22 protein-coding genes and 1 pseudogene are annotated in these 22,557 nt (G+C 74.4%); 15 read left to right on the top strand and 8 right to left on the bottom strand.

The genetic code is table 11. The annotated features are described in order from the left end of the window. The 5 genes from HTZ77_RS08035 to HTZ77_RS08015 are packed head-to-tail and all read left to right on the top strand — an operon-like array spanning position 1 to position 4,664. Positions 1 to 1,203, top strand: a complete 1,203-nt coding sequence (locus HTZ77_RS08035) for an ArsA family ATPase (RefSeq protein ID WP_175588833.1) — start codon at positions 1 to 3, stop codon at positions 1,201 to 1,203. Between the two features lie 37 nt (positions 1,204 to 1,240). Beyond that, positions 1,241 to 1,822 (top strand): hypothetical protein, encoded by a 582-nt coding sequence (locus HTZ77_RS08030; protein ID WP_175588832.1) that lies wholly within the window; start codon positions 1,241 to 1,243, stop codon positions 1,820 to 1,822. 13 nt (positions 1,823 to 1,835) lie between these two features. Beyond that, the gene (locus HTZ77_RS08025; RefSeq protein ID WP_175588831.1) at positions 1,836 to 2,768 is read left to right on the top strand and encodes an ROK family glucokinase; all 933 of its coding nucleotides are present in this window, start codon (positions 1,836 to 1,838) and stop codon (positions 2,766 to 2,768) included. A gap of 18 nt (positions 2,769 to 2,786) precedes the next feature. Further along, positions 2,787 to 3,509, top strand: coding sequence for an endonuclease/exonuclease/phosphatase family protein (locus HTZ77_RS08020; RefSeq protein ID WP_175588830.1), 723 nt, complete (start codon positions 2,787 to 2,789; stop codon positions 3,507 to 3,509). A gap of 9 nt (positions 3,510 to 3,518) precedes the next feature. Further along, entirely contained in the window at positions 3,519 to 4,664 is a 1,146-nt protein-coding gene (locus HTZ77_RS08015; RefSeq protein WP_235994447.1) for a hypothetical protein, read from the top strand. 54 nt (positions 4,665 to 4,718) lie between these two features. Here the strand turns inward: HTZ77_RS08015 and HTZ77_RS08010 are convergent, their stop codons facing one another. Both HTZ77_RS08010 and HTZ77_RS08005 read right to left on the bottom strand, forming a co-directional pair. Next, positions 4,719 to 5,183 (bottom strand): hypothetical protein, encoded by a 465-nt coding sequence (locus HTZ77_RS08010; protein WP_175588829.1) that lies wholly within the window; start codon positions 5,181 to 5,183, stop codon positions 4,719 to 4,721. 46 nt (positions 5,184 to 5,229) lie between these two features. Then, positions 5,230 to 5,988, bottom strand: a complete 759-nt coding sequence (locus HTZ77_RS08005; protein WP_175588828.1) for an alpha/beta hydrolase — start codon at positions 5,986 to 5,988, stop codon at positions 5,230 to 5,232. Positions 5,989 to 6,135: 147 nt separating this feature from the next. Here HTZ77_RS08005 and HTZ77_RS08000 point away from each other — a divergent pair, with 147 nt between their 5' ends. Next, positions 6,136 to 6,837: a lysophospholipid acyltransferase family protein gene (locus HTZ77_RS08000; protein WP_175589162.1), complete on the top strand. Its 702-nt coding sequence runs from the start codon at positions 6,136 to 6,138 to the stop codon at positions 6,835 to 6,837. A 39-nt stretch (positions 6,838 to 6,876) separates the two neighbouring features. Here the strand turns inward: HTZ77_RS08000 and HTZ77_RS07995 are convergent, their stop codons facing one another. Further along, positions 6,877 to 7,332 (bottom strand): MarR family winged helix-turn-helix transcriptional regulator, encoded by a 456-nt coding sequence (locus HTZ77_RS07995; protein ID WP_175588827.1) that lies wholly within the window; start codon positions 7,330 to 7,332, stop codon positions 6,877 to 6,879. An 84-nt stretch (positions 7,333 to 7,416) separates the two neighbouring features. Between HTZ77_RS07995 and HTZ77_RS07990 the strand changes: the two genes are divergently transcribed. Next, a complete protein-coding gene (locus HTZ77_RS07990) occupies positions 7,417 to 7,842 on the top strand; it encodes a DoxX family protein (protein WP_175588826.1) in 426 nt (141 codons plus the stop codon). A gap of 251 nt (positions 7,843 to 8,093) precedes the next feature. Here HTZ77_RS07990 and mmuM read toward each other — a convergent pair whose 3' ends face one another. After that, positions 8,094 to 8,969 carry a homocysteine S-methyltransferase gene (gene mmuM / locus HTZ77_RS07985; RefSeq protein WP_175589161.1) on the bottom strand — a complete coding sequence of 292 codons (876 nt, stop codon included), beginning with the start codon at positions 8,967 to 8,969 and terminating at the stop codon, positions 8,094 to 8,096. Between the two features lie 595 nt (positions 8,970 to 9,564). Between mmuM and HTZ77_RS07980 the strand changes: the two genes are divergently transcribed. The 3 genes and pseudogenes from HTZ77_RS07980 to HTZ77_RS07975 all read left to right on the top strand — a co-directional run bounded on the left by HTZ77_RS07980 (position 9,565) and on the right by HTZ77_RS07975 (position 11,333). After that, positions 9,565 to 10,599, top strand: a complete 1,035-nt coding sequence (locus HTZ77_RS07980; RefSeq protein ID WP_175588825.1) for a zinc-dependent alcohol dehydrogenase family protein — start codon at positions 9,565 to 9,567, stop codon at positions 10,597 to 10,599. A 22-nt stretch (positions 10,600 to 10,621) separates the two neighbouring features. Then, a pseudogene (locus HTZ77_RS48095) lies at positions 10,622 to 10,735 on the top strand (aldo/keto reductase); the annotation flags it as partial. A gap of 70 nt (positions 10,736 to 10,805) precedes the next feature. Continuing rightward, positions 10,806 to 11,333: an aldo/keto reductase gene (locus tag HTZ77_RS07975; RefSeq protein ID WP_328808505.1), complete on the top strand. Its 528-nt coding sequence runs from the start codon at positions 10,806 to 10,808 to the stop codon at positions 11,331 to 11,333. Between the two features lie 57 nt (positions 11,334 to 11,390). On the opposite strand, the gene HTZ77_RS07970 is transcribed toward HTZ77_RS07975, so the two are convergent. Together HTZ77_RS07970 and HTZ77_RS07965 are read right to left on the bottom strand one after the other, a co-directional pair. Next, entirely contained in the window at positions 11,391 to 13,886 is a 2,496-nt protein-coding gene (locus tag HTZ77_RS07970; RefSeq protein ID WP_175588824.1) for a VIT domain-containing protein, read from the bottom strand. Beyond that, positions 13,883 to 14,605 carry a helix-turn-helix domain-containing protein gene (locus tag HTZ77_RS07965; RefSeq protein ID WP_175588823.1) on the bottom strand — a complete coding sequence of 241 codons (723 nt, stop codon included), beginning with the start codon at positions 14,603 to 14,605 and terminating at the stop codon, positions 13,883 to 13,885. Before HTZ77_RS07965 ends, HTZ77_RS07970 begins: the two co-directional genes overlap by 4 nt. 106 nt (positions 14,606 to 14,711) lie before the next feature. Here HTZ77_RS07965 and HTZ77_RS07960 point away from each other — a divergent pair, with 106 nt between their 5' ends. Both HTZ77_RS07960 and HTZ77_RS07955 read left to right on the top strand, forming a co-directional pair. Further along, positions 14,712 to 15,179 carry a Dps family protein gene (locus HTZ77_RS07960; RefSeq protein ID WP_175588822.1) on the top strand — a complete coding sequence of 156 codons (468 nt, stop codon included), beginning with the start codon at positions 14,712 to 14,714 and terminating at the stop codon, positions 15,177 to 15,179. Positions 15,180 to 15,381: 202 nt separating this feature from the next. Further along, positions 15,382 to 16,416: an alkaline phosphatase PhoX gene (locus tag HTZ77_RS07955; protein WP_175588821.1), complete on the top strand. Its 1,035-nt coding sequence runs from the start codon at positions 15,382 to 15,384 to the stop codon at positions 16,414 to 16,416. Positions 16,417 to 16,429: 13 nt separating this feature from the next. Here the strand turns inward: HTZ77_RS07955 and HTZ77_RS07950 are convergent, their stop codons facing one another. Then, positions 16,430 to 17,023, bottom strand: a complete 594-nt coding sequence (locus tag HTZ77_RS07950; protein ID WP_328808479.1) for a TetR/AcrR family transcriptional regulator — start codon at positions 17,021 to 17,023, stop codon at positions 16,430 to 16,432. Positions 17,024 to 17,137: 114 nt separating this feature from the next. Between HTZ77_RS07950 and HTZ77_RS07945 the strand changes: the two genes are divergently transcribed. Further along, positions 17,138 to 19,381: an MMPL family transporter gene (locus HTZ77_RS07945; RefSeq protein WP_175588820.1), complete on the top strand. Its 2,244-nt coding sequence runs from the start codon at positions 17,138 to 17,140 to the stop codon at positions 19,379 to 19,381. Here the strand turns inward: HTZ77_RS07945 and HTZ77_RS07940 are convergent. Then, complete coding sequence (locus HTZ77_RS07940) at positions 19,371 to 20,225, bottom strand: bifunctional helix-turn-helix transcriptional regulator/GNAT family N-acetyltransferase (RefSeq protein ID WP_235994446.1); 855 nt, start codon at positions 20,223 to 20,225, stop codon at positions 19,371 to 19,373. The genes HTZ77_RS07945 and HTZ77_RS07940 overlap by 11 nt on opposite strands. 94 nt (positions 20,226 to 20,319) lie before the next feature. Between HTZ77_RS07940 and HTZ77_RS07935 the strand changes: the two genes are divergently transcribed. Both HTZ77_RS07935 and HTZ77_RS07930 read left to right on the top strand, forming a co-directional pair. Next, positions 20,320 to 21,222 (top strand): lactonase family protein, encoded by a 903-nt coding sequence (locus HTZ77_RS07935; protein WP_175588819.1) that lies wholly within the window; start codon positions 20,320 to 20,322, stop codon positions 21,220 to 21,222. Positions 21,223 to 21,303: 81 nt separating this feature from the next. Continuing rightward, the gene (locus HTZ77_RS07930) at positions 21,304 to 22,530 is read left to right on the top strand and encodes a N,N-dimethylformamidase beta subunit family domain-containing protein (protein WP_175588818.1); all 1,227 of its coding nucleotides are present in this window, start codon (positions 21,304 to 21,306) and stop codon (positions 22,528 to 22,530) included. Positions 22,531 to 22,557 lie beyond the last annotated feature (27 nt).

Raw genomic sequence — 22,557 nt, 5'->3', positions numbered from 1 at the left:
GTGAGGCCCCGGGTCCTGCTGTTCACCGGGAAGGGCGGGGTGGGCAAGACCACGGCCGCCGCCGCGACCGCGACTCTCGCCGCCCGGCGCGGCCTCAAGACGCTGGTCGTCTCCACCGACACCGCGCACTCGCTGGCCGACGCCCTGGCCGTCGAGCCCGGCGAGGTCGCCCCCGGCCTGCACCTGCACCAGGTCGACACGCAGAAGTCCCTCGAACGCCACTGGGGCGAGCTGCGCGACTACGCCCGCGGCCTGCTCACCGAGCTGGGCCTGGACGAGATCACCTCCGAGGAGATCACCGTCCTGCCCGGGGCCGAGGAGATCATCGCCCTGCTGGAGCTGCGCGAGCACGCGCAGTCCGGCGCCTGGGACGTCATCGTCGTCGACTGCGCGCCCACCGCCGAGACGCTGCGGCTGCTCGCGCTGCCCGAGGCGCTCGACTGGCACGTGAACAGGCTGCTCCCCGTGGGCCGCCGGATCATGAAGCTCGCCGCGCCGTTCGTGCGCGGCGTCGCGCGCGTCAGCACCCCGGGCGACGAGGTCGTCGGCGCGGGCGAGCGCCTGCACCGCGCCCTGCTGGAGGTGCGCGAGCTGCTCACCGGTGACGGCGCGTCCGTGCGGCTCGTGCTCACGCCGGAGGCCGTGGTGCTCGCCGAGGCCCGCCGCACGCTCACCTCGCTCAACCTGTACGGCTACCGCGTCGACGCGGTCATCGCCAACCGGGTCTTCCCGGCGGGCGGGGCCGACGAGTGGCGCGCCCAGTGGGTGAACGCCCAGTCGCGGCTGCTGGCCGAGGCCGAGGAGTCGTTCGCGCCGCTGCCTCTGCACGTCGTGCCGTACCTGCCGGCCGAACCGGTCGGCGCCGACGCGCTCGCGGCGGTCGGCGAGCGGCTGTACGGCGAGGCCGACCCGTTCGGGCCGCCCGGCGTGCGGCCGCCGCTGCGGCTGTCCGCCGACGAGCTGGAGCTCGACCTGCCCGGCGCCGACCGCGGCGACGTCGATCTGGCCCGCAAGGGCGAGGAGCTGATCGTCACCGCCGGGCCGTACCGGAGGATCCTGGCGCTGCCGGTGGCGCTGGCCCGCAGGGAGATCGGCGGCGCGGTGCTCCGTGACGGCGTCCTGCGGGTACGGTTCAGCTCGGGAGCCCGATCCGGCGCGACGAGCGGAGCCTCCGGCCACGACGACAGGCCGGCCGCCACGTGAGCGAGACGGCGGGCGCTCCGGAGCCAGGGAGGGCCAGATGACCGAGACCAACGACAGCAACCCCCGCGACACCGACGCCCGCGCCGCCGACCCCCGCGCGGACGAGACCCGAAGCACCCGGCCGGGCCAGAGCGGCCAGACCGGTCAGAGCGGCCAGAGCGGTCAGACCGGTCAGAGCAGCCGCACCGGCCAGAGCGGCCAGACCGGTCAGAGCGGTCAGAGCGGCCGTGACCCGATCGGCACGGTGGCCGACGAGGCGCGCAAGCTGTTCGACGCGATCCAGGGCCAGGCCACCCGCCACGTCGGCCGCACGGTGCTCAGCTCGTTCACCGGTTCCCTCGGCGGCGGCGGACGCAGGGAGCAGCAGGACGTGTGGAGCGAGGCCGTCTCCGAGCCCCACGAGGAGTACATCTGCCGCGCCTGCCCGGTCTGCCGGGCGATCGCGGCGCAGCGCGAGTCGGGCAAGGACGTGACCGGGCATCTGGTCGCGGCGGGCGGCGAGCTGTTCGCCGCGTTCCGGCAGACGCTCGACGCGCTCAGCAAGCCGGCCGCCCCCCGCGGGCCGCGCGACGACCGGGAGCGCGGGCGCGATACCGTGCAGCACATCGACCTGGGATAAGGGGGCTACGGCAATGCTCACGATCGGCGTGGACATCGGCGGCACGAAGGTCAGCGCGGGTGTGGTCGACGAGAACGGCGCGATCGTCGAGCAGGCGCTGCGGAAGACACCGGCCGACCGGCCCGACCTCATCGCCGAGACCGTGGCCGACGTGGTCCGCGAGCTGGCCGAGGGCCGCGACGTCGAGGCCGTCGGCGTCGGCGCCGCCGGGTTCGTGGACGAGTCGCGGTCCGTCGTCCGCTTCGCGCCCAACCTCGCCTGGCGCGAGGAGCCGCTGCAGAAGAAGATCAGCGGCATGGTCGGCCTGCCCGTCGTGATCGAGAACGACGCCAACGCCATGGCCTGGGGCGAGACCCGGTTCGGCGCCGGCCGCGGGCAGTCCCACATCGTGTGCCTCACGGTCGGCACCGGCATCGGCGGCGGCCTGGTGTTCGACGGCGCCCTGTTCCGCGGCCACTGGGGCATGGCGGCCGAGCTCGGCCACATGCAGGTCGTCCCCGACGGGCGGCCGTGCGGCTGCGGGCAGCGCGGCTGCTGGGAGCAGTACGCCAGCGGCAACGCGCTGGTCATGGAGGCCAGGCGCATCGCCGAGGAGCAGCCCGAGCGCGCCGGGATCCTGCTCGGCCTGGCCGGCGGCAAGATCGAGGGCGAGGAGGTCACCGAGGCGGCCCGGCAGGGCGACGAGGCGTCGCTCGCGGCGTTCGCGAGCCTGGCCGACTGGCTCGGCCAGGGCATGGCCGACCTGGCCGCCGTCCTCGACCCCGGCTGCTTCATCGTGGGCGGCGGCGTGAGCCGCGCCTCCGACCTGTTCCTCGACCGGGCGCGCGAGGCGTTCGCCCAGCGGCTGACCGGCCGCGGGCACCGGCCGCTGCCCGAGATCCGGCTGGCCGAGCTGGGCGCCAACGCCGGGATGGTGGGCGCCGCCGACCTGGCCAGGCATCGCTGACGGGATTACAGTCCGTCCGTGACGGTCAGGCTCGCCACCTACAACGTGCGGGGGATGAAGGACAGCGTCCCCGCGCTCACCCGCGTGATCGGCGCGCTGCGCGCCGATCTGCTCTGCGTCCAGGAGGCGCCCCGGCTGCTCGGCTGGCAGGCACGGCGTGAGGAACTGGCCGGCTCGTGCGGGCTGCGCGTCGTGGCCGGACGGCGGCTCGGCGGCGTGGCCGTCTTCGCCGCCCCCCGGGTGCGGCTGCTGCACGCCGAGAACCACGTGCTGCGCGTCTTCGTCGGCCTGGAGGTACGCGGCCTGGCGGTCGCCGTCGCCGAGGTCGAGGGCGCGCGGCTGGCCGTCGGCTCCACCCACCTGGACCTGAACGGCGCGGCCCGGCTGCACCACGTGACCGAGGCGATGACGCTGCTGGAGGCGACGGCGGCCCGCTTCGGCGCGGAACCCGTCCTGTGCGGCGACTTCAACGAGCGGGACCACCAGCCGGCCTGGCGCTACGTCGCCGCCCGGCTGGCCGACTGCTACCCGGCGGCCCCGAGGGGCGACGGCCTGACCTTCCCCGCCAGGTCGCCCCAGGCGCGCATCGACGCGATCTTCACCGGGCCCGGCCTGCGGGTTCGCGACTGCGGCGGGGCGCCGGCCGATCCCGCCGACCTGGCCGCGGCTTCGGACCACCTGCCGGTGGTCGCGGAGGTGGAATCGGGGGCTGGGCTCCGGGGACCTGTCGTGAACCCTTAGCATTTGTTCATGACCCGTCGCTTCCGGCGGCGTGCGCTCTCCTTGATCATGGCGACGTCCGTGGCCTGGTCCCAGGTCACGCATGCCGCGCTAGCCGAGCCCCGGCCCGCCTCGGTCGAGGCGTGGCAGCGCTCGTCGAGCGCGCGCCTGGTCGCCGACGGTTCCCTGTCCGACGTGGCCGCCCTGTCCGCCGACGACGTGTGGGCCGTGGGGCAGCAGGAGATCTGGGACGTCTGGAAGAGCCGCGGCACGATCCGCCACTGGGACGGCTCCCGGTGGTCGGAGGTCGCGATCCGGGACGCGAGCGGCGCGGGCAACCTGCGCGGCGTCGCCGCGGCCGCGCCGTCCGACGTGTGGGCCGTGGGCGACGGCCACGACGGCGTGCCCTACCTCGCCCACGGCGACGTCAACGGCTTCGACCGCGTCCGCGCCGAGGGCCTGTGGACCGGCGACTGGCTCGGCGGCGTCGACGCCCGCCCCGGCCGGGTGGTGGCCGTCGGCCGCGGCAAGACCCGCGACCCCGACCCGGAGAAGCGCAACTGGACGGTCGGGCTCATCGTCACCGGGCAGAACAGCAGGTGGACCGTCCAGGAGACCGAGGTCCAGGGCGCCCTCTACGCGGTGTCCGGAGGCGTCGCGGTCGGCGACACCGGCAGCCAGCCGCTGGTCATGCACCAGTCGGGCGACACGTGGAAGGCCATGCCGGTCCCCGACGTGCCCGGCGGTTACCTGCGCGACGTGCAGGTCGACGGCGGCAAGCGGGCCATGGCCGTCGGCGGCGTCTACCACGGGCCGAGCGACGTCGAGCCGCTCGTGCTGTCCTGGGACGGCAAGCACTGGCGGCGGGTGCCGCTGCCCGGCACCGACGCCCGCCTGTACGGGGTGACCGGCGACGGCAAGGGCCGCTACTGGATCTCCGGCTACGACCCCACCCGCGAGACCGAGCCGTTCATGCTGCGCTGCGAGAAGGGCGACTGCGAGATCATCCGCGGCGCCGCCGCGCAGGGCCGCAGCAGCGTGCGGCTGCAGGCCGTCACCTACCTGCCGGGCAAGGGGGCGGTGTGGGCCGTGGGCCACGCCGTCGACCTGGCCGACCGCTACAGCGACGTGGTGGAGACCTTCGGTCCGGGCGGCCCGCCGCCGAAGGACTCCTGACCCAGGCCGGCTCCTCCTCGGAGCCGTCCTGAGCCGTTCAGGGAGCGAAGCCGTCTACAGCACGGCCCCGTCGTCCCAGCCGGAGTCGTTGGGCGGGCCGTCGCCCATGCGGACCACCAGCGCCACGAAGCCGCCGATGAACGCCGCGACCGCCGTGAACAGCGCCCAGCCCTCCATCCGCCAGTCGGCCATCGCGGCCAGCAGCAGATAGGCCGGGCCGCCGAACAGCGCCGTCCAGGCCAGTTTGGTGGTCAGGTCGAGCTTGGGCAGCGGGGGTGGCGGCGGCGGCTCGTAGTGGCCCTCGTCGTCCTCGTCGTGCTCGTCGTGGTGCGGCTCGGGACGCTCGGCGTCGCTCTCGCGCAGGACGGGCTCGGCGGGCTGGATCACCCGGCGCGGCTGCTCGAGGGGGACGTTCTCGCTGTCCGGCCATGGCTGATCGGCCGAGTCGCGCTCGGCGGTGTCGTTGAAGGACGCGACGATCTGCCGCCAGACCTCGTCCTCGTCACTCTGGGGCGTCACCTAGCCGGCCCTCTCCGCAGCGATCGCGGCTTCCCCCTGGGCGCGATCAGTCCCTCTGCAAGGGTACCGAGGCATGCGTCCTGATGAAGCCGAGGCTACCGGCAAAGATCCTGTCGGCATCGTTGTCGAGCGTCGCAACATGGTAGCTATCCGTAAGCTCCTCGATCGTGGCCTGCGGGACCTTCTGACGGATGACGGCCACGCTGGTGGGTTTCACCACGTGGTCGTCGATGCTGTGGAACACCAGCAGCGGCTGCGTCACCCGGGCGAGGTCGGCCTGCACCAGCGACCACAGGCCCGGCAGCGAGGCGGCCGCCTTCACGGGGGTGCGCGTGTACGCGAGCTCGGTCACGCCCGGCTTCTTCACGTCGTTCGCCACGCCGGGCACCGACGGCAGGAACCACTTGAGCAGCGGCGCCAGCTTCAGCAGCGGCACGTCGTTGGCGATCGACGGGTTGACCACCACCACTCCCTTGATCGCCTCGCCGTGCACCTCGGCCAGCCGCAGCGCCAGGCAGCCGCCCAGCGACAGGCCGGCCACGAACACCTCGGCGCAGCGCCCCTGGAGGTCCTCGAACGCCTTCTCGACCTCGGCGTACCAGTCCTCCCAGCGAGTATGGTTCATCTCCTGCCAGGTGGTGCCGTGACCGGGCTGGCGGGGCAGGGAGACGCTCAGGCCGTGCCCGGCCAGGAACTCCGCCCACGGCCGCAGCGACTGCGGCGTGCCGGTGAATCCATGGCAGAGCAGCACACCGATCTGGCCTGCTTCGTGATGGTACGGCTCCGCGCCTGGCATGAGCGGCATAACAGCTCCTCGAAGGGATTTCATCCCGGAACTGCCCGATCGTCGCACGATCCCGGGGCTTTGTGCGAGAGGTGGTGTAGGAGCATCGAGTCTGAGATGCGAAGATGACGTTGCTCACACATGAAGCGCAGAGGAAGAGGTGGCCGGGTGTTCTACTGGGTGGTCAAGGCCATCTTGGGGCCGTTCCTCCATCTCATCTTCCGTCCCTGGACGGAGGGTGCGGACAACGTGCCCCGGCAGGGGCCGGTGATCCTCGCCGGCAACCACCTGTCGTTCGCCGACCACTTCTTCGGCCCGCTGCACCTGCGCCGTAAGGTCATCTCGCTCGGCAAGTCGGACTACTTCACCGGCCGGGGCGTCAAGGGCTTCTTCACCCGGCTGTTCTTCAGCGGCGTCGGCACCGTGCCGATCGACCGCTCCGGCGGCAAGGCCAGCGAGGCGGCGCTGCGCACCGGCCTGCGGGTGCTGCGCGAGGGCCACATCCTCGGCATCTACCCCGAGGGCACCCGCTCGCCCGACGGCCGCCTGTACAAGGGCAAGACCGGCGTCGCCCGGCTGGCGCTGGAGTCGCGGGTCCCGGTCATCCCGTGGGCCATGGTCAACACCTTCGAGATGATGCCCCCGGGCCGGCCGCTGCCCAAGCTGGGCATCCGGCCGGGTGTCCGGTTCGGCAAGCCGCTCGACTTCTCCCGCTACTACGGCATGGAGGACGACCGGCTGGTCCTGCGCGCGGTGACCGACGAGATCATGTACGCGCTCATGGAGCTGTCGGGCCAGGAGTACGTCGACAAGTACGCGGCCAGCGCCAAGGTCGAGATGGAGCGCGCGGCCCGCGCCGCCAAGCACTGACCCTCTTCCCGGAAACGGCCGGCTCCTCTCCGGGGCCGGCTACTCGCGCAGGGCCCGCTCCGTCCTGCGCATGGCCGTGGTCATGACCTCCAGCTCGTCGCGGGTGAGCCGGTCGACGAGGTAGGCGCGCACGACCGCGAGATGGCCCGGCGCCACGCGTTCGAGGCAGCGCAGGCCGGCCTCGGTGAGCACCGCCAGCACGCCCCGGTCGTCCGACGGGCAGGTCGTGCGCTCCACCAGCCCCGCCTTCTCCAGGCGGGTGATCTGGTACGTCAGCGCGCTCTTCGACACGACGACGCCCCGGGCCAGCTCCGTCATGCGCATCTGCCGGTCGGGGGCGTCCGCCAGCCGGACCAGGATCTCGTACTGCGGATGCGTCAGCCCGGCCGCGGCCTTGAGCTGCTCCTCGATGCGCCTCTCCAACAGGTGAGAGGTGGACAGGAAGGCGCGCCACGCCGCCATTTCCGTGTCGTCTAGCCACCGGGTGTCCGTCACGGCCCAAGTGTACTTGTTGTTCAGATTTGAACCATCCTGGTAGGGTCGTTCAAAACTGAACGAACCGACATCGGAGGAGACCGCATGATCGACCAGGCGCGCCCCGTCGCCCTGCTGCTCGCCCGGGTGGCGCTCGGCGTCATCTTCCTCGTGCACGGCTACCAGAAGTTCGCCGTCATGGGCATCGCGGGGGCCACGAAGTTCTTCGAGTCGATCGGCGTCCCGCTGGCCGGTGTGGCGGCTCCGGCCATCGCGGTGCTGGAGGTGGCGGGCGGCCTGGCGCTGATCCTCGGCGCGGCCCTGCCGATCGCGGGCACGCTGCTGGCGCTCGACATGATCGGGGCGATCGTGTTCGTCCACGGGGCCAACGGGTTCGGCGCGGACAAGGGCGGTTACGAGTTCGTGCTGTCGCTCGCGGCGGGGGCGCTGGCGGTCGGCTTCACCGGGGGCGGCGCGCTGGCCGTCGACACGCTGCTGCGCCGCCGCACCCCGGCCGGCGCGGCCGTCTGACGCGCGGCCGTCCCACCGGAACGGGCCGCGACCAGGAGGGGGCGCGGCCCGCTTCGGATGTGCGGCTCGCTTCGGACGTGTGGAGCGCGCGCGTGAGGCCGCGCGGCGCTGGGCGGCGCCGTGAGAGCGGCGAGGCCATCTCTGGAAGCGACGCGTCCGGGGTCGTCACGGGAGCGACTCCGCTCGCCCGAACCTCGGGGGTGGTCGTGCCCGTTGCTCCGCCGGCCCAGGAGTCAGGGCGGGCCCGGGGGTCAGGACAGGTGGGTGCGGATCTGCCTGATGTGGTCGGGGGTGGTGCGGCAGCAGCCGCCGATCAGGGACGCGCCCGCGCGCTCCCACTCCTTGGCCGCCTGGCCGTACTCCACCGGATCGGTGAGCCCGAGCCAGCGGCGGTTCGCCGCGTCCCACGTCTCGCCGGAGTTGGGGTAGACGACCACCGGCAGGCCGCCCGACAGGGAGGCGATCACGCCGGGCACGTGGCGCGGCGCCGTGCAGTTCGCGCCCACGGCCACGACCTGCGGGTCGCCCGTGAACAGGGCGGCCGCCTCGCGGATGGGCGTGCCGTCGCTGATGTGCTCGCCGTCGCGGCACGAGAAGCTCACCCACGCCTTGAGCCCCGGCGTCTCCTTCAGCAGCCGGGCCAGCGCCCGCGCCTCCGCGTACGACGGGATGGTCTCGCAGGCGAGCAGGTCGGCGCCGGCCGAGGCGAGGATCTCCCAGCGGGGCCGGTGCCAGGCGAGCAGACCCTCCTCGCCGAGGTCGTAGTCGCCGGTGTACTCGGCGCCGTTGGCGAGGCAGGCCCCGTACGGGCCGACGCTGGCGGCGACCAGCCCGCCGCCCGCCTCGTCGCGGGCCTGCGCGGCCAGCTCGACCGAGAGCCTGATGAGGCGCTCGGCCTGCGCCACGCTCGCGCCCCGGCGGAGGAACCCCGGGATCGACGCCTGGTAGCTGGCGGTGGTCGCCACGTTCGCGCCCGCCGCGAAGTAGTCGGCGTGGACGCGCCGGATCAGGTCCGGGTCTTCCATCAGCAGCCGGGCCGACCACAGCTCGTCGCTCAGGTCCGCGCCGAGCGTTTCGAGGTGGGTGGCCAGACCGCCGTCCAGGACAAGAGTGCTCACACGCTCCAGCCTATGGGCCGTGGCGTACCGGACCGGACGGTGCGCGGATTTTCCGGGATGCCGGTGGGGGCGGGATTTCCGTGACAACCAGGAAAGGCGACCTCCCCTCTCTATCAGTAAATATCCGAGATTATGGGTGCGGTGTGTGCCCGGCGCTGATGCGGCCGGGGCGGCGCCTCTCCGCAGGTCACCTGGCAGGAACGCGGACACGGTCGTGGCCGCCGGATGCCGCCGGGCTGTCTCCCGCGGGGTTGACCGCCGCGGGCCGGGCCGTTTTGGAGTGGTTTCGCAGAGTGCCGCGACGGCGGCGGATCGTATACGGCCTTCTCCCGAAATTCACGGCATTCTGCCAGCAAAGAATTATGTCCGGCCGGCGGGCGGTGAGCCCGCGCTGGGGGGCTCTGCCGTTACCCGTAACGGCAGAGCCTGCCTGGAGTCCGGGCGCGCGCGTTTGATGGAGGGTGACCGGTCCGCGCGGCCGCTGAGCCGCCGCCGCGCCGCAGATCTACCTGTGAGCGGCCCGGGGCAGGCGTGCCGGTCACCCGGCCTCGACCGGCCGGGGGTAGGTCCGACGACGGACGCCCCACGATGACGGAAGGCTCTCATGCAAGCGACCTTGATCTACGGCGCCGGTGACGTGCGCGTGGAGAACGTGCCCGACCCCGTGCTGCGGGAACCCACCGACGCGATCGTACGCGTGCTGCGCGCATGCGTGTGCGGCAGCGACCTGTGGCCGTACAAGTCCCGGGCGGCCACCGAGGAGGGGGAGCGCATCGGGCACGAGTTCCTCGGCGTCGTGGAGGACGCCGGCTCGCAGGTGTCCGGGCTGCGGCGCGGCGACGTCGTGGTGGCGCCCTTCGTGTGGTCGGACAACACGTGCGACTTCTGCCGCGAGGGCCTGCAGACCTCCTGCCGGCACGGCGGTCTGTGGGGCGCGAACGGCGTGGACGGCGGACAGGGAGAGGCGGTCCGCGTCCCGCAGGCCGACGGCACCCTGGTCAAGCTCCCGGTCGAGGAGGACTCGGAGCTGCTGCCGTCCCTGCTGACGTTGTCGGACGTCTACCCCACGGGCAACCACTGCGCGGTGACCGCGGGGGTCGGGCCGGGCACGACGGTGACCGTGATCGGCGACGGCGCGGTCGGGCTGATGGCGGTGCTGTCGGCCAGGCGGCTCGGCGCCGAGCGGATCATCCTCATGGGACGGCACCAGGGCCGCACCGACCTGGGCCGCGACTTCGGCGCCACCGACGTCGTCGCCGAACGCGGCGACGAGGGCGTCGAGCACGTCAGGCAACTCACCGGCGGCGACGGCACCCACGCCGTGCTGGAATGCGTCGGCACCAGGCAGGCGATCGAGACGGCGTTCGCGGTGGCCCGCGACGGCGGCACCGTCAGCCGGGTGGGCGCCCCCCAGTACGACGAGGTGCCCATGGGCTTCGGCGAGTTCTTCCGCAACCTCACCCTGACCGGCGGAGTGGCCCCGGCCCGCGCCTACATCGAGGAGCTGCTGCCCGCGATCCTGGACGGCACGCTGGAGCCCGGCCGCGTCTTCGACCGCACCGTCTCCCTGGAGCAGGTGCCCGACGGCTACCGCGCCATGAACGACCGCGCCGCGCTGAAGGTCCTCATCCGGCCCTGACCAGGAGGAGCCTGCCGCGATCATGAAGCACACCACCCTGGGAGACCTGGACGTCTCCCGCATCGGCCTGGGCGCGATGGGCATGTCCTTCGGCTACACCGGCGCCGGCAGCGACGACGCCGAGTCCGTCCGCGCCATCCACCGGGCGCTGGACCTGGGCGTCACCTTCCTCGACACCGCCGAGATCTACGGCCCGTACGTCCCACATCGGCCTGTCGGAGGCCGGGCCGGAGACGATCCGCCGCGCCCACGCCGTCCACCCGGTCACCGCCGTGCGGTCGGAGTACGCGCTGTGGACCCGCGACGTGGAGGAGCGGGTGCTGCCGGTGCTGCGCGAGCTGGGCATCGGCCTCGTGCCGTACTCCCCGCTCGGGCACGGCTTCCTCACCGGCGAGATCCGCTCGCCGGAGCAGTTCGACGCCACCGACTGGCGCAGGACCAGCCCGCGCTTCATGGGCGAGAACTTCCGGCGCAACCTGCGCCTGGCCGACGAGGTGCGGGCCGTCGCCGCCGAGGCGGGCGCCACCCCGGCGCAGGTGGCGCTGGCCTGGCTGCTGGCCAAGGGCGAGCACGTCGCGCCCATCCCGGGCACCAAGCGGGTCGCCCGCGTGGAGGAGAACGTCGCCGCCGACGGCATCGAGCTGACCGGCGAGCACCTGGCCAGGCTCGACGCCCTGCCCCCGGCCGCGGGTGACCACCACGAGGAGGAGCAGATGCGGATGATCGAACGCTGACGGGCACCCCCTCGCCACGGAGGGGATGCCCGTCAGCGTCAGCCGCGCTTCCAGAAGTCAGCCGCGCTTCCAGAAGGGCGCGCGCCGCGGCCCGGCCGGCGAGCCGCCGCCCGCCTCCGGCGAGCCGCCGCCCCCCGCGTCCGGGGCGGGGCCGCCCGTCAGCGACGTGAGCACCTCGACGGCGTGCCGCCGCAGCCCCGCCAGGTCCGTGCCCGGCCGCTCGGCCGCCTCCAGCTCACGTGCCAGGGCCGACAGCTCCGCGTGATCCCCCAGGTACGAGGACAGGGCCGCCAGCCGGGAGCCGAGGTCGGCGAGGTACAGCGCGTCGGCCGTGGGCAGCGCCTTGAGCCGGTCGAGCTCGGCCACGAGCTGTCCCCGTACCGGCTCCAGCCCGCCCGCGGCCCGGCGGGCGGGACGCGGCACCGCGCCCGGCCGGCCGAACACCGGCCCGCGCGGTCCCGCCGACCCGCCCGACGAGGCGCCGAACCCGCCGGCGTCCCCCGGCGCGGAGCCGGCGGCTCCTGCCCCCGGAGCCCTCGGCGGCGCGGGGGCGGCCGGCGGGCTCATCGGGACGCCCTGGTCCAGCGCCGCCTCGAACGTCGGCGACGACGCGCGGAACGGGCCCGGCGCCGCCATCACGGCGGCCTGCGCCATGAACCCGGGCATCGACGGCGCCGACGGCATCTCCCAGCCGCTCGGGGGCTCGACCGGCTGGATGACCCGGTGCTCGGGGCCGCCCTCGGCCACCGTCCTGCTGTCCACCGCGACGTAGGCCGTGAACCTGCACAGGACGCCGTACTCCAGCGAGACCCGGACGATCTCGTCCTCCAGCTCGTGCTCGCCCATCGCGTAGCGGTCCTCCAGCGCGCGCAGGTGCGCTCGGGCCCACACGGCGCGCAGCGCCGGGTTGTCCACGGCCGTCGCGGTGACCTGCCGCTCCCACGGCTCTCCCGCGGCGAGCCCCCGCACGGTCACGGTCGCGCCGCCCGGCTCGACGCGCCGCAGGCGCCCGTAGGCCCGCAGCGGCACACCCGGGAAGATCGAGCCCAGGTGCGTGACCGTGCCCGGCTCCGTGTCGAGGCCCTTGAGGGCCAGGTCCGTGACCAGGGGCGCGCCGATGCGCCGGTGGATCTGCTCCATGGCGGCGTCGAGCCGGTCCTCCGACTCGACCAGCTCGCACCGGCCCGCGCCGAGCCCGGCGAGCCTGCCGAGGAAGCCGGCGTTCACGGCGCGGTCGATGCCGACGGCGTGCACGCGCATGGCCGACAGCGCGCCGCCCGCCTGCTCCAGGATCTGGTCCTCGTTGCCGACCTGGCCGTCGGTGACGAGGACGAGCACGCGCTCGCGGCCCTCGGCGGGCGGCAGCAGCCGCACGGCCTCGCGCAGCGGCTCCAGCAGCTCGGTGCCGCCCCGGGCGTCCACGCGCGCGAGATGCTCGACGGCGCGGTACCGGTCGCGGTCGGACGCCTCCACGAGCCCCTCGAACGGCTGCTCCACCACCGAGTCGAAGGTCAGCACCGCGAACCGGTCGTTGGAGGTGAGCGTGTCGACGATGCGCGCGGCGGCCCGCCGGGCGGCGACCATCTTCCAGCCGCTCATGCTGCCCGAGCGGTCCAGCAGCAGCACCAGGTCGCGCGGCGCGCGCGGCGCCTCCAGGGCGGGCGGCACGACGGTCAGCGCGAACGTCCCGCCGCCGCGCGTCCCGCCGCCGTCCGTCTCGCGGTCCGTCTGGCCGCCCGTCTCGCCGTCCGTCCCGCTCGTGTCGATCTGGAGGGCGGTCGAGGCGTCGAAGGCCAGCCTGAGGATGAAGTCGCGATCCAGCCGCTCGCCGGGGCGCAGGCGTACGGTGTGGCCGTCCTCCTCGACCACGTGCAGGCTGGAGGAGACGTCCCGCAGGTCCAGACCTGCGGGGTCGAGGGTCACCGCCAGCGACAGCCGCACCGGCGCGGGGAAGCCGGGCAGGAGCACCGGCGGGGTGATCCGCGAGGCGTCGGGCACGGCCTCGGTGTCGGGCGCGGCGCCGTCCCCGGCGGGGGAGCCGTCGAGCGGGGCGCCCGGGATGTAGCGGGGCGCCACCACCAGCGGGAAGCGGAACGTGGCCGCGCCGTCCTCGTACGGCAGCGGCTGGCTGAGCGACATCCGGACCGTGACCCGCTCGCCGGGCAGGATGTTGCCCACCCGGATCGTGAACACGTCCGGCCGCTCCTCCTCGGCGATCGCCGCGCGCCGGCCCTCGCGCAGCGCCCGGTCGTAGTCGGCCCGCGCCTGGCCGCGCTCCTTGAGCACGCCGTCGATGACCCGGTCGTCGGCCTCCATCCGGAACGCGGTCACGGCCGCCCGGTCGGGGAGCGGGAAGACGTACGTGGCCTCCAGCGTGACGTCGAACGGGTTCCGGAACTCCTGGGCCACCTCGACGCCGGCGACGAGACCGGAGACGGCGGCCGTGACGTCCACGCCCTCCAGTGGCAGGTTGCCCCGGTCCGTGCGCAGCGCGCCGAACCCGGAGTCCGGCACCGGCCGGCACCGTCCGGGCTCGAGTGGAACGATCTTCATGCGAGCTTCCTCTCTTCGAGCACCGCCAGCAGCGGGGCGGCCGCGCCGAGCACGGCCTGGACGTCGTCGGTGGAGGGGGTGCGGCCGGAGCCGTCGAGCACCAGCGTCACGCCGGGCGCCAGCCTGATCCCGCGCACCAGGCCGCCGGGCGGCGCCGGCTCGGGAGCGACGGCGGGATCGCGGTGGCGCGGTTCGTCATGGCCATCGGTCCCGGGGCCGCGGGGCGCGGGCCGGTGCGAGGCGGGCGAGGGGGCGGGGGTGAGCGAGGGTGCCGGGGCGGGGGAGGGGGCGCGGCCTCGCGGAGCGCGCGCCCAGAAGCGGTCGGGCCCTGGCGCGGCCTCGCGCGAGGCGTCCGTCTCGCCGTCGGGGCGGGACGCGGAGCCGGCCGCTCCTGGCGCCTCCAGATCGGTCTCCGGGTGGGCGGCTCCCTCCAGCATGGCGTCCGTCGCGCCCGCCAGGGCCATCTGGATGTCGGCGATCGACAGCCCGGCCGCCTGGAGGCGCTTGACCGCCACGAGCTGGAGCAGGTGGCGCCGCCCGTACCGGGCGACCCGGCCGCGCCGGGACAGCGGCGGGTCGACCAGGCCGATCGTCGTGTACCACCTGATCAACCGCTCGCCCGGCACCTCGCGCACCCGGCCGTTGCCGTTCGGCCCGCCGGCGCGCAGCAGGCCGGCCGCCCGCTCCGCCAGCTCGCCGATGGTCCAGGTCTCCTCCATGCCCTCACAATGACACTGTCACTGTTGCAGTGTCAATGCGGAGGATTAAAGCGCCGGATTTGGTGCAGAAAGAGCGGAGATGTCGTACAACGGGGAGGAAAACATCATGGCTCCGATCACCGGACCCCTCTCGGGCGAGGCGAAGAGCACGGTCGCCGAGTGCCTGCAGGGCACCCTCGTCGACCTCATCGACCTGTCGCTCGTCGCCAAGCAGATGCACTGGAACATCGTCGGTACGAACTTCCGCTCGGTGCACCTGCAACTCGACGAGCTGGTCGCGCTGGCGCGCGAGCACGCCGACACCGTGGCCGAACGCGCGTCGGCGCTGGGCATCAACCCCGACGGCCGCTCCTCCACCCTGGCCAAGAACACCAAGCTGGCGCAGCCGGAGAACGGCTGGATCGAGGACGGCAAGGTCGTGGCCACGGTCGCGGACATCCTCGACGGGATCGGCCGGCGGCTGCGCGAGCGGATCGAGGCGACCGACGAGCCCGACCCCGCCACCCAGGACATCCTGATCGCGATCGCCCAGGACATCGACAAGGAGCGCTGGATGTTCCAGGCCCAGCGCTGACCCTGCCGGTGAAGCCCGGAGCCCCGCGCGGCCCCGGGCTTTTCCGTGCCGGAGGAGGGGGCGGGCGCGGGTGGAAGCCGTGAGCGATATGCGCGGATGCGACGGGCCGGTGGGCCGGGGTTCGCGTGCTGTTCGGCGGGCGGGATCCCGCCATTCATGTCCGTGCTGTCGACTAGCGTGGACCCAGAGGGAGGCCTGACCCATGTCCCGCAAGACTCTCCTCCGCACGGGCCCGCTCCGCCGGGAGGCGGCCGGCCCGTACGGCCCGCTCGCCCCGTACGGCGGCGACGGGCTGGTCCTGCCCGCCGGGTTCAGCGGCCGGGTCGTGGCCCGCTCGGGCCGCAAGGTGGCCGGGCTGACCTGGCACGCGGCGCCCGACGGCGGCGCCTGCTTCCCCGACGGCGCCGGCTGGATCTACGTCTCCAACTCCGAGCTGCCCCTGCTCGGCGGCGCCGCGGCCCTCCGCTTCGCCCCGGACGGCACGGTCGCCGACGCCTACCGGATCCTGTCCGGCACCGACCTCAACTGCGCCGGCGGCGCCACCCCCTGGCACACGTGGCTGTCGTGCGAGCTGGGCCACCGCGGCCGGGTCTTCGAGTGCGACCCGTACGGCGCCCGCGCCGCCCGGCCCCGCCTGGCCATGGGGCGCTTCCGTCACGAGGCCGCCGCCTGCGACCCCGACCGCCAGGTCGTCTACCTCACCGAGGGCGAGCCCGACGGGTGCTTCTACCGGTTCGTGCCGGGCGACTGGGGCGACCTGACCGAGGGGCGGCTGGAGGTGCTGTGCGTCTCCGGCGACTGGCGGCCCGTGCCCTCGCCGGCCGCGCTGCTCAAGGCCACGCGCCACCAGGTCGACGAGGCGCGCCGCTTCGACGGCGCCGAGGGCTGCCACTACGCCGGCGGCGTGTGCTACTTCACCACCAAGGGCGATCACGGCCTGTGGGCCTACGACGCGCAGACGTCCACGCTGGAGCGGCTGTGCGGAGGCGTGCGGGCCGTCACCGCCGCGCCCTCCGGCGACCTGTACGTGACCAGGGACACGATGGGCGTCGACGTCATCACCCCCGACCGGGCGATCGCCCCGTTCCTGCGCCTGGAGGGGCACGCCGGCGCGGAGCTGACCGGGCCGGCGTTCTCGCCCGACGGCTCGCGTCTGTACTTCTCCTCCCGGCGCGGCCCGGCCGGCGAGCCGGGCGACGGCCACACCTTCGAGGTGACCGGCCCCTTCCGCCACTGACCTTCGAGGCCGCTCAGTCCAGGTAGCGCACCAGCATCACCTTCAGCTCCGCCACGAGGGCGTCCGCCCGCTCCGGCGCGGCCGTGGAGACGAGCGGCATGACGGCCTTCACGGCGGCCACCGCCATCGTGCCGAGCGTCAGCGCCCGCTCCGGCTCCAGGCCGGGGGAGCGCCGCCGCAGCAGCTCCGCCACCTGGCCGGCGATCGCCTCGTGCAGCCGCCCCGCCGCGGCGGCCAGCCGGTCGCCGGTCGCCGAGCCGTACAGCAGCGCCCAGTAGGCGGGCGAGCGCGTCTTGAACGCCACGCTCTCGTCCACGAGCCGCCCGACCAGCGCCTCCAGCGGCACCTCCGGTGTGACCTCGGCCAACCGGGCCGCCCAGAACTCCTCCCGCTCGTCGGTGTAGCGGGTCACCAGCCCGTCGAGGATCTCCTCCTTGTTGCGGAAGAACTGGTACAGCGAGCCCGGCGACATCCCGGCGCGGGCCGCGACCTGGTTGGTCGTCATCTCCGGGTAGCCGACGTCGGCGATCACCAGCTCGGCCGCGTCGAGGATGTCCGCCATGCGCCGGAGCCCCCGCGCCTGCCTGCGCACCACGCGCTCGGTCACGACGACCTCCGGTCACGACGGCATCCCGCGTTGACAAATGCGAGCATTTACTTGTATTCCTGAGCCTCGAAGGGTGAAACACGAGTACATTACCGACTTTTCCGGGGAGTCCGCATGACCAACCCGTCCGCGCCCGTGGTCCCGGACGCCGCCGGACCCGCGCCGGCCGCGCCCGAGGGCGGGCCGCCCCTGCGCCGGCTCGGCCGCCTCCTCGCCCGGCGGCGCCGCGCGGTGCTCGCCCTGGCCCTGGCCCTGTTCGTGGCCGCCGCGGCGCTCGCGGCGGGCGCGGTGCCTCGCCTGTCGCTGGCCCGGTTCGAGGCGCCCGGATCCGAGTCCGACCGGGCCCAGGCCGAGCTGGCCGCCCGGTTCGGCACCGGGAGCCCCGACCTGGTCTTCCTCGTCACTCCGAGGACGGGCACCGTGGACGACGCCGCCGTCGCCGAGGCGGGCCGGCGGCTGACCGCCCGCGTCGGCGCCGCGGACGGCGTCGCCGAGGCCGCCTCGTACTGGACCCGCGGCGGCTCCGCCACCCTGCGCAGCGAGGACCGGCGGCACGCGCTGATCGTCGCGCGCGTCCCCGGGGACGCCGGCCACGTCCGGCAGGTCGTGCTGCCCCGCCTGGTCCCCGACATCACCCGGGGCGACGCGCTCCTCCAGGTGCGGGCCGGAGGGGGCGAGGAGGTGTTCCGCCAGACCGTGCCGCTGGCCCGCCAGGACTTCGTCCGCGCCGAGCTGGTCGTCTTCCAGCTGGTGTTCGTCCTGCTCTGGCTCTACCAGCGGCGGGTCGCGGCCGCCCTGGTGCCGATCCTGGCCGGGGTGTACGCCATGGTCGTCGGGCTGGCCCTGCTGCGCGGGGTGCTGGCGTTCGCCGAGATCTCCACCTTCGCCCTGAACCTGACGCTGGCGATGGGTCTCGGGCTCGGCGTCGACTACTGCCTGTTCATGATCGCGCGCTTCCGCGAGGAGACGCGGCGCGGGCTCGACCGGGTGGAGGCCGTGGCCGCGGCCGTCGAGCACGCGGGGCGCACCGTGCTCTTCAGCGGGTTCACCGTGGCCGCCTCCCTGGCGGTGCTGTTCGTGCTGCCGTTCGGGTTCCTGCGCTCGTTCGCGTACGCGGGCATCGCGGTGGTCCTGGGCGGGACGGTCGCCGCCGTGGTCGTGCTGCCGGCCCTCCTCGCCTCCGCCGGCGGGGCGCTGCTGCCGAGGAGGCCCGTGCCGGAGCGGGAGGGTGGGTTCTGGCACGGGCTCGCGACGCGGGTGATGCGCCGGCCGCTGGTCTTCGGGGGCCTGGCGGCCGGGCTGCTGCTCCTGCTCGCCTCGCCGTTCCTCGGGCTGCGCTTCGGCGTGGCCGACGACCGGATCCTCCCGGCCTCCGCCCCGGCCCGGCAGACGCAGGAGGTCATCCGGCAGGGCTTCCCCGCCGAGGAGACCGACGCCATCCAGGTCGTCTCCCGGACGACCGGCGGGCCGGCCGACGCCGGCGCGGCCTCTCAGGGGGCCGCCCGAGGTGGCGCCGGGCCGGTGGGCGCCTACGCGGCGGCTCTGTCGCGGCTGCCCGGCGTGGCCCAGGTCGACTCTGCGGCGGGCTCGTACGCGGCCGGGCGGCGCGTCGGCGCGGGCGAGCCGGCCCGGTTCGCCGGGCGGGGCGGCACCTGGCTGTCGGTGGTGCCCTCCGCGGAGGCGCTGGCCGGCGACCCGGTGCGGCTGGTCGCGGCCGTGCGGGCGGTGCGGCCTCCGTTCCCGGTGCTGGTGGGCGGCTATCCGGCGGAGCTGGCCGACTACCGGGCCTCGGTGGTGGGACGGCTGCCGCTGGTCCTCGGGCTGATGCTGGGCGTGAGCTTCGTCCTGCTGTTCGCCATGACCCGCAGCCTGCTCATCCCCGTCAAGGCGAGCGTGCTGAACCTGCTCAGCCTCGGCGTCATGTTCGGCGCGCTCGTCTGGGTCTACCAGGACGGGCACCTGGCGGGCCTGCTGGGCTTCACGCCCACCGGCAGCCTCGACCCGAGCATCCCCATCCTCATGCTGTGCGTGGCCTACGGCCTGTCCATGGACTACGAGGTGTTCCTGCTGTCCCGGATCGAGGAGGAGTACGCGAGGACGGGCGACACCGGCCGGGCCGTGGCGGCCGGGCTACAGCGGGGCGCCCCGCTGATCACCGCGGCGGGCGGCATCCTGGCGCTGTCCTTCGCGGCGTACGCCACGGCGGAGGTGACGTTCGTGCAGATGCTGGGCGTCGGCATGGCCGTGGCCGTGCTGGTGGACGCGACGGTGATCAGGGCGGTGCTCGTGCCCAGCCTCATGCGCCTGGCCGGGCCGCTCAACTGGTGGCCGGGCCGGCGCGCGCTGCTCAGAAGGTGAGCGTCCAGACCTCGTCGACCACCTCGACGCCGTTCTCGACGCCCCTCTCGCTGGACTCGTGCACGAATCCCGTCCGCGCGTAGATGCGCCGGGCGCCCTCCAGGCAGTCGCGGGTCCACAGCGTGATCCGCTGGTAGCCGCCCTCGCGGGCGTGGCGCACGCACTCCTCGACCAGCCGCCGCCCGAGGCCGAGCCCCCGGGCGGACGGCTCGACCAGCAGCATCCGCAGCTTGGCGGTGCCGTCGTCCACGTGCTCGAAGAACACGCATCCGAGCCGCTCGCCGCCGGCCTCGGCGATCCAGCCCGCGTCGCGGCCCGCGAGGTCCAGCCCGCCCAGGAGCCGGGCCACGAGCTGCTCGAACGCGAGGCCCCAGCCGTACTCGCGGCTGTAGAGGTCGCCGTGCCGCTGGACGACCCAGCCGAGGTCGCCGATGCGCGGCGGCCTGATGACGAACGGCTCGCGCTCCCTGTCCCGGCTGATCAGCTTCCGGATCGCCGCCATCGAGGTCACCAGCCGCTCCTGCCCGGTTTCGGGCAGGCCGGCCAGGAGCTGCTCGATCTCCTCGGCCGACCGGGCGTCCAGGCGCCGGAACGTGGCCACGCCGGCCTCGCTCAGCCGGACGACCTGCTTGCGCGCGTCGCCGGGCGAGCGCTCCCGCGACAGCAGCCCGTCGCCCTCCAGCCGCGACAGGATCCGGCTGAGATAGCCCGCGTCGAGCCCGAGCAGCCCCCGCAGGTCGCCGGTCTCCATCGGCTCGGCGTGGTGCGCCAGCTCGTACAGCACCCTGACCTCGGTGAGGGAGTACGCCGAGTCGAGCATCCCCGCCTGGAGAACCCCGATCATCTTCGTATAGAACCGGTTGAAGGCTCTGATCTCAGAAACCCTTGCTTGGGTCAACGAATTCATTGCTCCAGTCAACCATGAGAGGACGCTTTTCGTGAAGCACCTGTACATCGGCGGATACGGCCCGGGCATCGTCACGGGTGACGGGGAGCTGACCCGCATCGCCTCGCCCTCCTTCCTGGCCGCCCATCCCGCCCTTCCGGTGCTGTACGCGGTGGGCGAGCTGGCGCAGGGGTGGATCACCGCGTTCCGGGCCGAGGGCGGCCTGTCGCCGCTGGCCGAACGCCCCAGCGAGGGGCACACGCCGTGCCACGTGGCCGTCCACCCGTCCGGCACGCTGCTCGCCGTCGCCAACTACGGCGACGGCACCGCGAGCATCCACCGCCTGGACGAGCGGGGCGCCTTCACCGGCCCGGCGACCGCCCTGCGCCACGAGGGCTCCGGCCCCGTCGCCGACCGCCAGGAGGGCCCGCACGCCCACCAGGCGGTCTTCCACGAGGACGTCCTGCACATCAGCGATCTCGGCACCGACGAGATCCGCCGCTACACGCTCGACGGCGAGCCCCTGGAGCCGCTGCGCCTGCCGCCCGGCACCGGCCCGCGCCACATGGCCTTCGCCGGGTCGCGGCTGTACGTGGTGGGGGAGCTGGACGGGGTCGTCACGGCCATCGACGGCGACACGCGGTTCACCGGACCGGCCTCGGCGGCGGGCTCCGGCAACCAGCCGTCCCACCTGGAGGTGCACGGCGACCACGTCTACGTGGCCAACCGGGGGCCGGACACGATCTCCGTGCTGCGGGCCGGCGACCTGACGACGGTGGCGGAGGTGCCGTCCGGCGGCGCCTGGCCGCGCCACTTCGCCATCGACGGCGACCGGATGTACGTGGCCAACCAGAACGCGAACGTGGTGACGGTGTTCGCGCTGGAGGACGGGGTGCCGGTGCCGACGGGGGAGGCGTACGAGGTGGAGAGCCCGGGCTGCGTCCTGCCGGTGTGACGGTCCTGGGTGGGCCGTGGGGCCGTAAGGAGTCGGTCAAGTGGCCGGCTCGCGGGGGCGGGGTCGTGACGATGGGATTCCGTGCGTACCTCCCCGGGCGCGTCGGCGCCCTCGTCCCGCCGCGTCCCGCCGCGCCCTTCGCGGGCACTCAGGCTCCCGGCGGCCGGGCTCGCCCTGGCGCTGGCCTTGGCGCCGGTCGCCGGCTGCGGCGCCGCTGCCGTGCCGCCCGGCTCGCGTCCCACGCCCGCCGCCGCCCCGCCCCCGACCGCCGCCGGGACCGCGCCTCCGGGCGCGGCGGCATCCGGCCCTGGACCAGGCGAGGGGGCGATGGCGGACAAGGGCGCGGACCCGGGGACGGGCGCCGGGGCCGCCGGCCCGGTTCCGGGGCGCCGGCAGGTCCGGCGGGCCGCGTGGCGCGTCGGCGCCCAGGGCGGCGAGCACGAGATCGAAGGGTACGCCGACCGGGTCAGCGTGCTGCCGGGCGAGCGGTTCCGGCTGCTGGTGTCCACGACCGCGCCCGCCTTCACCGCGCGGGCCTTCCGGATGGGCGTCCGGCCCGAGCTGGTGTGGCGGTCGGGGAACGTCCCGGGGGCGCGGCAGGCCGAGCCGCTCACGGTCGGGGGCATGGTGACGGCCGCCCACTGGAAGCCGTCGCTGACCGTGGACACCACCGGCTGGCGGGAGGGCGCCTACCTGGTCCGGCTGGATGCGTCCACGGGCGGCGGCCGGTACGTGCCGATCACCGTGCGCTCCTCGTCGGCGCGTGGCCGCGTGGTGCTCGTCAACGCGGTCACCACCTGGCAGGCCCACAACCGGTGGGGAGGACGGGACCTCGCGGAGGGCGGGACGCAGGCGCCGAAGGTGACGTTCGACCGGCCCTACGACGGGACGGGCGCGGACTTCTTCACCGCCTACGAGCGGCGCGCCGTCGCCATGGCCGAGCGGAGCGGCGCGCCTCTGGCGTACCTGACCAGCGTGGACCTCACCCCCGGCGCGTTGCGCGGCGCGCTGGCGGTGGTGTCGCCCGGGTGGGACGCGTACTGGTCGCCGGAGATGCGCGCCGCCCTGACGCGGGCGGGACAGGACGGCGCGGACCTGGCCTTCCTCCACCCCGGCCCCGGCCGGACCCGCATCGGCCTGTACGGGCGGCTGATCCGCTGCGAGGGCCCGTGCCCCCGCTGGGAGACCCCGGGGCCGCCCCGCACCTCCCTCGGCCTGCACGCCCTGCTGCGCCGGATCACCCGGAGCCCGGCCCCGAGCCCCCGCCTCCTCCCGGCCCCGGCCTCGACCCCCCTGGCGCCCGCGTAGGCCGCACTCCGAGAGTTCTCGCAAGGA

It is taken from the genome of Nonomuraea montanisoli (assembly GCF_013363975.1).
In the GTDB taxonomy this organism is placed as follows: Bacteria; Actinomycetota; Actinomycetes; order Streptosporangiales; family Streptosporangiaceae; genus Nonomuraea; species Nonomuraea montanisoli.
Note: the sequence above shows the minus strand (reverse complement) of the source record. Positions and strands in the feature narration are given on the sequence as shown.

What these genes read in the sequence shown, in the direction of transcription:
- HTZ77_RS08030 (WP_175588832.1), top strand. Translation starts at nt 1,241, where the DNA reads ATGACCGAGACCAACGACAGCAACCCCCGCGACACCGACGCCCGCGCC.
- HTZ77_RS08025 (WP_175588831.1), top strand. Translation starts at nt 1,836, where the DNA reads ATGCTCACGATCGGCGTGGACATCGGCGGCACGAAGGTCAGCGCGGGT.
- HTZ77_RS08015 (WP_235994447.1), top strand. Translation starts at nt 3,519, where the DNA reads ATGACCCGTCGCTTCCGGCGGCGTGCGCTCTCCTTGATCATGGCGACG.
- HTZ77_RS08005 (WP_175588828.1), bottom strand. Translation starts at nt 5,988, where the DNA reads ATGCCGCTCATGCCAGGCGCGGAGCCGTACCATCACGAAGCAGGCCAG.
- HTZ77_RS07990 (WP_175588826.1), top strand. Translation starts at nt 7,417, where the DNA reads ATGATCGACCAGGCGCGCCCCGTCGCCCTGCTGCTCGCCCGGGTGGCG.
- HTZ77_RS07980 (WP_175588825.1), top strand. Translation starts at nt 9,565, where the DNA reads ATGCAAGCGACCTTGATCTACGGCGCCGGTGACGTGCGCGTGGAGAAC.
- HTZ77_RS07970 (WP_175588824.1), bottom strand. Translation starts at nt 13,886, where the DNA reads ATGAAGATCGTTCCACTCGAGCCCGGACGGTGCCGGCCGGTGCCGGAC.
- HTZ77_RS07965 (WP_175588823.1), bottom strand. Translation starts at nt 14,605, where the DNA reads ATGGAGGAGACCTGGACCATCGGCGAGCTGGCGGAGCGGGCGGCCGGC.
- HTZ77_RS07960 (WP_175588822.1), top strand. Translation starts at nt 14,712, where the DNA reads ATGGCTCCGATCACCGGACCCCTCTCGGGCGAGGCGAAGAGCACGGTC.
- HTZ77_RS07955 (WP_175588821.1), top strand. Translation starts at nt 15,382, where the DNA reads ATGTCCCGCAAGACTCTCCTCCGCACGGGCCCGCTCCGCCGGGAGGCG.
- HTZ77_RS07945 (WP_175588820.1), top strand. Translation starts at nt 17,138, where the DNA reads ATGACCAACCCGTCCGCGCCCGTGGTCCCGGACGCCGCCGGACCCGCG.
- HTZ77_RS07940 (WP_235994446.1), bottom strand. Translation starts at nt 20,225, where the DNA reads ATGATCGGGGTTCTCCAGGCGGGGATGCTCGACTCGGCGTACTCCCTC.